Annotated in this window: 6 protein-coding genes; all 6 read left to right on the top strand. The window is 71.2% G+C overall.

Annotated elements, in window-relative coordinates; genetic code table 11:
* The first annotated feature begins 227 nt into the window (after positions 1-227).
* Entirely contained in the window at positions 228-464 is a 237-nt protein-coding gene (rpsR, locus tag AC2W7J_RS15995) for a 30S ribosomal protein S18 (protein ID WP_007925814.1), read from the top strand.
* A 29-nt stretch (positions 465-493) separates the two neighbouring features.
* Positions 494-940, top strand: a complete 447-nt coding sequence (gene rplI / locus AC2W7J_RS15990) for a 50S ribosomal protein L9 (protein ID WP_255184820.1) — start codon at positions 494-496, stop codon at positions 938-940.
* Between the two features lie 88 nt (positions 941-1,028).
* A complete protein-coding gene (locus AC2W7J_RS15985; RefSeq protein WP_485983615.1) occupies positions 1,029-1,676 on the top strand; it encodes a hypothetical protein in 648 nt (215 codons plus the stop codon).
* Positions 1,673-2,254, top strand: a complete 582-nt coding sequence (locus AC2W7J_RS15980; protein WP_421007667.1) for an OmpA family protein — start codon at positions 1,673-1,675, stop codon at positions 2,252-2,254. The genes AC2W7J_RS15985 and AC2W7J_RS15980 overlap by 4 nt, the downstream gene beginning before the upstream one ends.
* A gap of 87 nt (positions 2,255-2,341) precedes the next feature.
* Complete coding sequence (locus AC2W7J_RS15975; RefSeq protein ID WP_485983613.1) at positions 2,342-4,003, top strand: DUF3352 domain-containing protein; 1,662 nt, start codon at positions 2,342-2,344, stop codon at positions 4,001-4,003.
* 67 nt (positions 4,004-4,070) lie between these two features.
* Positions 4,071-4,602: hypothetical protein (locus AC2W7J_RS15970; RefSeq protein WP_485983611.1), on the top strand; the 532-nt coding region annotated here is incomplete at its 3' end.

Genomic DNA, 4,602 nt, shown 5'->3' with positions numbered 1-4,602 from the left:
GGTGGCGGCCAGCAGGGTGGCGGCTCGTGGGGCGGTGGCCAGCAGGCCCCGGCCCAGGGCGCTCCCCAGGGTGGCGGCCAGGCCGGCGGTGGCTGGGGCAACGCCCCGAGCTACGACGAGCCCCCCTTCTGATCGATCTCTCGCGCCCGACCCCGGTCGGGCACTGACACCACACCCATCCCGAGGACCAACCTCGGGCTCTCATTGACACGAAGGAGAGCACCACGATGGCCAAGCCCGTAGTGCGCAAGCCCAAGAAGAAGGCCAACCCGCTCAAGGCGGCGAAGGTCGAGAACATCGACTACAAGGACGCGAACCTGCTGCGCAAGTTCATCTCCGACCGCGGGAAGATCCGTGCGCGTCGCGTCACCGGCGTCTCCGTCCAGGAGCAGCGTCGCATCGCGACCGCCGTCAAGAACGCCCGGGAGATGGCCCTGCTGCCCTACTCCTCGTCCAACCGCTGATCAGCGGCCGCGAAGCAAGGAGCAGACAGATGAAGGTCATCCTCACCCACGAGGTCTCCGGCCTCGGTACCGCCGGCGACATCGTCGACGTCAAGCCGGGCTACGCCCGCAACTTCCTCTACCGCCGTGGCCTGGCCACCGCGTGGACCAAGGGTGCGCAGAAGCAGGTCGAGGCGATCGCCTCCGGCCGTGCCGCGCGCGCCGTGAAGTCGCTGGAGGAGGCGCAGTCGATCAAGGGCAACCTCGAGGCCCAGCAGGTCACGATCAGCGCCCACGCCGGTGACTCCGGTCGCCTCTTCGGCGCCGTGACCAGCCGCGAGGTCGCCGAGGCCGTCAAGGCCGGCGGTGGTCCCGAGCTCGACCGTCGCACGATCGAGATCCCGACCCCGATCAAGTCGGTCGGCCCGGCCGAGGCCCTGGTGCGTCTGCACCCGGAGGTCCAGGCCAAGGTCGCGCTCGACGTCGTCGCCGGCTGAGTCCGTCACGACGCCCTGACGAAGGGGGGCGACCCACCGATCACCCGGTGGGTCGCCCCCCCTTCGTCGTGCCCGGGGAGTCCTCCCCATGGGTGCTGGCGCAGGCGTCCCCCTACAGTTGCCCCAGGCCGCCGGGGCCGACGAGACGGGGGAGAAGCATGATCATGCGTACACGAGTCTCGCGCTGGGGGCGGCCGCCGCCCTCGCGCTCAGCGGCTGCTCCTTGGTCGGAGGTGACGACACGGGATCGGACGCCAGCTCGTCGAGCTCGTCGACGTCGTCGGGCGTCGTCAACGGCGATGCGAGCACCAACGGCGCCAAGGAGGCCGGCATCGACCTCGACAACCCGCCGAAGCCGATGGCGGAAGCGACCATCAAGATCAACCAGAACTCCATCGACGAGACGAAGATGGAGCTGCTCGAGCTGCGCCGGAGCGACAACGTCATGCTCGCGACCTTCCGCCTCACCGGCACGGGACGGGGGACGGAGGTCCAGTCGGCCTTCCGGCTGCTCGGCATGACGAGCTTCGACCCGACCTTCATCGACATGAAGCGCCTCGAGAAGTACCAGCACGTGGGCCAGCTGACGAGCAACATGGTGCAGGCCAAGGCGCCCCTGGGAGAGCCGGTCTACGTCTTCACCGCCTTCCCCCTGCCCAAGGACGGGGTCAGTGAGCTGGACCTGCGGATGACCTCGGACTCCCCGTCCATCGAGGCCATCCCGATGCCGAAATGAACGGCCGCAGCCGGCGCGCGCTGATCGCCGCCGCCGTCACCCCGTGCGTCCTGGTCGTCGGGGTCGGGGCGGCCGCCGCCGACGAGCCGCTGAGCATCGACGACCTCCCGAGCATCAGCGACAGCATCGTTGCCTCTCATCTGGAGCCCATCGACGTCCCCGAGGTCGAGGCCATCGACGTCCCGCAGGTGTTGCCCTTCACGCCGGACGTCAGCAGCTCGGGCGGAGACACGGTCGTCACCCTCGACACCGACGTCCTCTTCGACTTCGGCTCCGCCGAGATGTCGGACGAGGCCGCCGCCGCCGTCGCCTCCGCGGTCACCAAGGTGCCGAAGGGGGAGCAGGTCACCGTCGTCGGGCACACCGACTCGGTCGGGTCCACCTCGGACAACCTTGCCCTGTCCAAGAAGCGTGCCCAGGCGGTCGCCGACGTCCTCGGCGAGAAGCGCAGCGACCTGCGCCTGCGGGTCAGCGGCAAGGGCGAGATCCAGCCGGTCGAGCCCAACAGCTCGGGCGGCAAGGACAACCCGGACGGCCGGGAGAAGAACCGCCGCGTGGAGATCCGCTACCGGGGCTGAGGCTGGGTAGTGCTCCCCATGTCGCTCGGGTGGTCGCCGACCTTAAGGTCTGGGTAAAGGAACCACCACGAGCAGGGGGAACCCACCATGTCGCAGCCGCCCTTCGGTCACCAGCCGCCCCAGCCCGGTTACGGGCAGCAGCCGCCTCCGGGCTACGGCCAGCAGCCCCCGCCGCCCCCGGGGTACGGGCAGCAGCACCCCGGCTACGGCGCCCCGAGCGGGCAACCGGCCTACGGCCAGCCCTTCCAGCAGACTCCCGGCGGTCAGCCGCAGCAGCCCGGCCAGTGGGGTCACCAGCCGCCCCCGAAGCAGCAGGGCGGCTCGAACAAGGCGCTCAAGTGGGGCGCCTTCGGCGCTGCCGGTGTCGTCGCCCTCGGTGTCGTCACGGGCGGTGCGGTCCTCGCCTACAACAAGATCGGTGGCGGTGGGGCGCAGCCCGAGGCCGCACTGCCGGCCAGTGCCATCGCCTTCGCGAAGGTCGACCTCGACCCCTCCGCGGACCAGAAGGTCGACGCCTTCCGCTTCGCCCGCAAGTTCCCCGGCATGCGCGACAGCCTCGACGGCGTCGACGAGAACGGCGACCTGCGCAAGGAGATCTTCGACGCGATCAAGGAGGACGGCGGCCTCGAGGGCGTCGACTACGCGCAGGACGTCGAGCCCTGGCTCGGCCAGCGCTTCGGCGTCGCGATCCTGCCGCCGGCGGACGGCGCCCAGGAGCCCGGTGTCGTCGTCGCGCTCGCGAGCACCGACGAGGACGCCGCGAAGCAGGGCCTGTCCAAGGTCACCGGCAGCGAGGGCGGCTACTGCTCCGTCCAGCCCGACTTCGCCATCTGCGGCGAGGAGCAGAGCGTCGTCGACAAGGCGGTCAACGACGCGAAGGGGGCTGCCCTGGCCGACAGCGACACCTTCAGCCAGGACATGGACGACCTCGGTGAGGACGGCATGGTGACCGGCTGGATGGACATGTCCAAGGCGGGCGACATCACCCAGAGCACGCTCGGTGCCTCCGCCCAGACGACCCAGCAGGGCCGGCTGGCGACCGCGCTGCGCTTCGACGGGCCGACGCTCGAGCTCGCCGGCCGGATGAACGGTCTGCCCGCGGGCAGCGTCCCCAACGGCGACGGCACCTCGGTCGGCGACCTGCCGGCGGACACCCTCGGCGCCGTGGCCGTGACCGGCCTCGACGACGCGCTGCGCAAGGCCTGGCCCGAGATCGACAAGAACGCCCGCACCGCCCTCGGCGATGACTGGCAGAGCAGCATCGACTCCTTCACGAGCGAGACCGGCCTGTCCGTGCCCGAGGACGTCGCCAAGGCGGTCGGCTCCGACACGGCCGTCGCCGTCGGCCCCAACGCCGACGAACCGAAGGTCGCGCTGGTCACCAACGGCGACAAGGGCCTGATCGACAAGCTCACCGGCTCGATGACCTCGAGCACCGGGGACGCGCCCCCGGTGACGGTCAAGGACGCCGGCGACGGCCGCACGGTCGTCGCGACGCCAGCGGGCTACGCCGACGAGATCGCGAACGGCTCGGGCCTGGGCGACAGCGACGCCTTCAAGGACGCCGTGCCCGACGCCGACAAGGCCGGCTCGGTCGCCTACGTCGACATCAGCAAGGCCGTCGAGCTGTGGGGCGGTGACATGGACGCCGAGGACAAGGAGAATATCGAGCCGCTCTCGGCCCTCGGTTTCGCGATGTGGGGCGAGGACGACCACGCCGACTTCACCCTGCGGCTGACGACCAAGTGACCCGCCTGCCCGGCACCCGGGGGTTTCCCCGGTGCCGGGCAGCAGGCAGGATGCAGGGGTGACTTCCATGGGGCAGACCGACGACAGCAGCAGGCGCGACGAGTTCTGGGGGCAGGTCGGGCAGGTCGGCGCGCGGCGCGGACCGCTCGGTGACGCCGACGAGGCGGGCCTGTGGCCTGGCGGTTCGTCGGGCTACGTCCACGTGACGACCCCCCACTCGGGCATCGCCGCCACCGACGGTCTCTCCGCTGCCGGTGCAGACGGCAGCTCCCTCGGCCTCGAGGTCTACATCGAGGGCCGTGAGCTCGTCGACGGTGCCGAGGGCGAGGGCCGCTGGCTCGTCACCGCGCTCGAGGAGGCCGCCGGTGCGCTCGCCGCGGCCGGACCGGACGCGGTCACCGCCGCTCTGGCCGACCACGACCTGATCTCGCTCGAGATCTCCGCAGGTGACGCGCCCGCGGACTGGGTCGCCGACGGTCTCTCGGGCTGCTGCTCGGCGTCGAGCTGCCCGGCCGCCCGCAGACGATCGGGTCGTGCGCGCCTGTCGATCAGTCCCCTGCGCCCCTCGGAGCTGGCGGTCGTCGTCGCCGAGGGCGCCG

The sequence above is a fragment of the Janibacter sp. CFPM2_SD2 genome, assembly GCF_057364645.1.
This window is presented reverse-complemented; position numbering and strand designations above follow the sequence as displayed.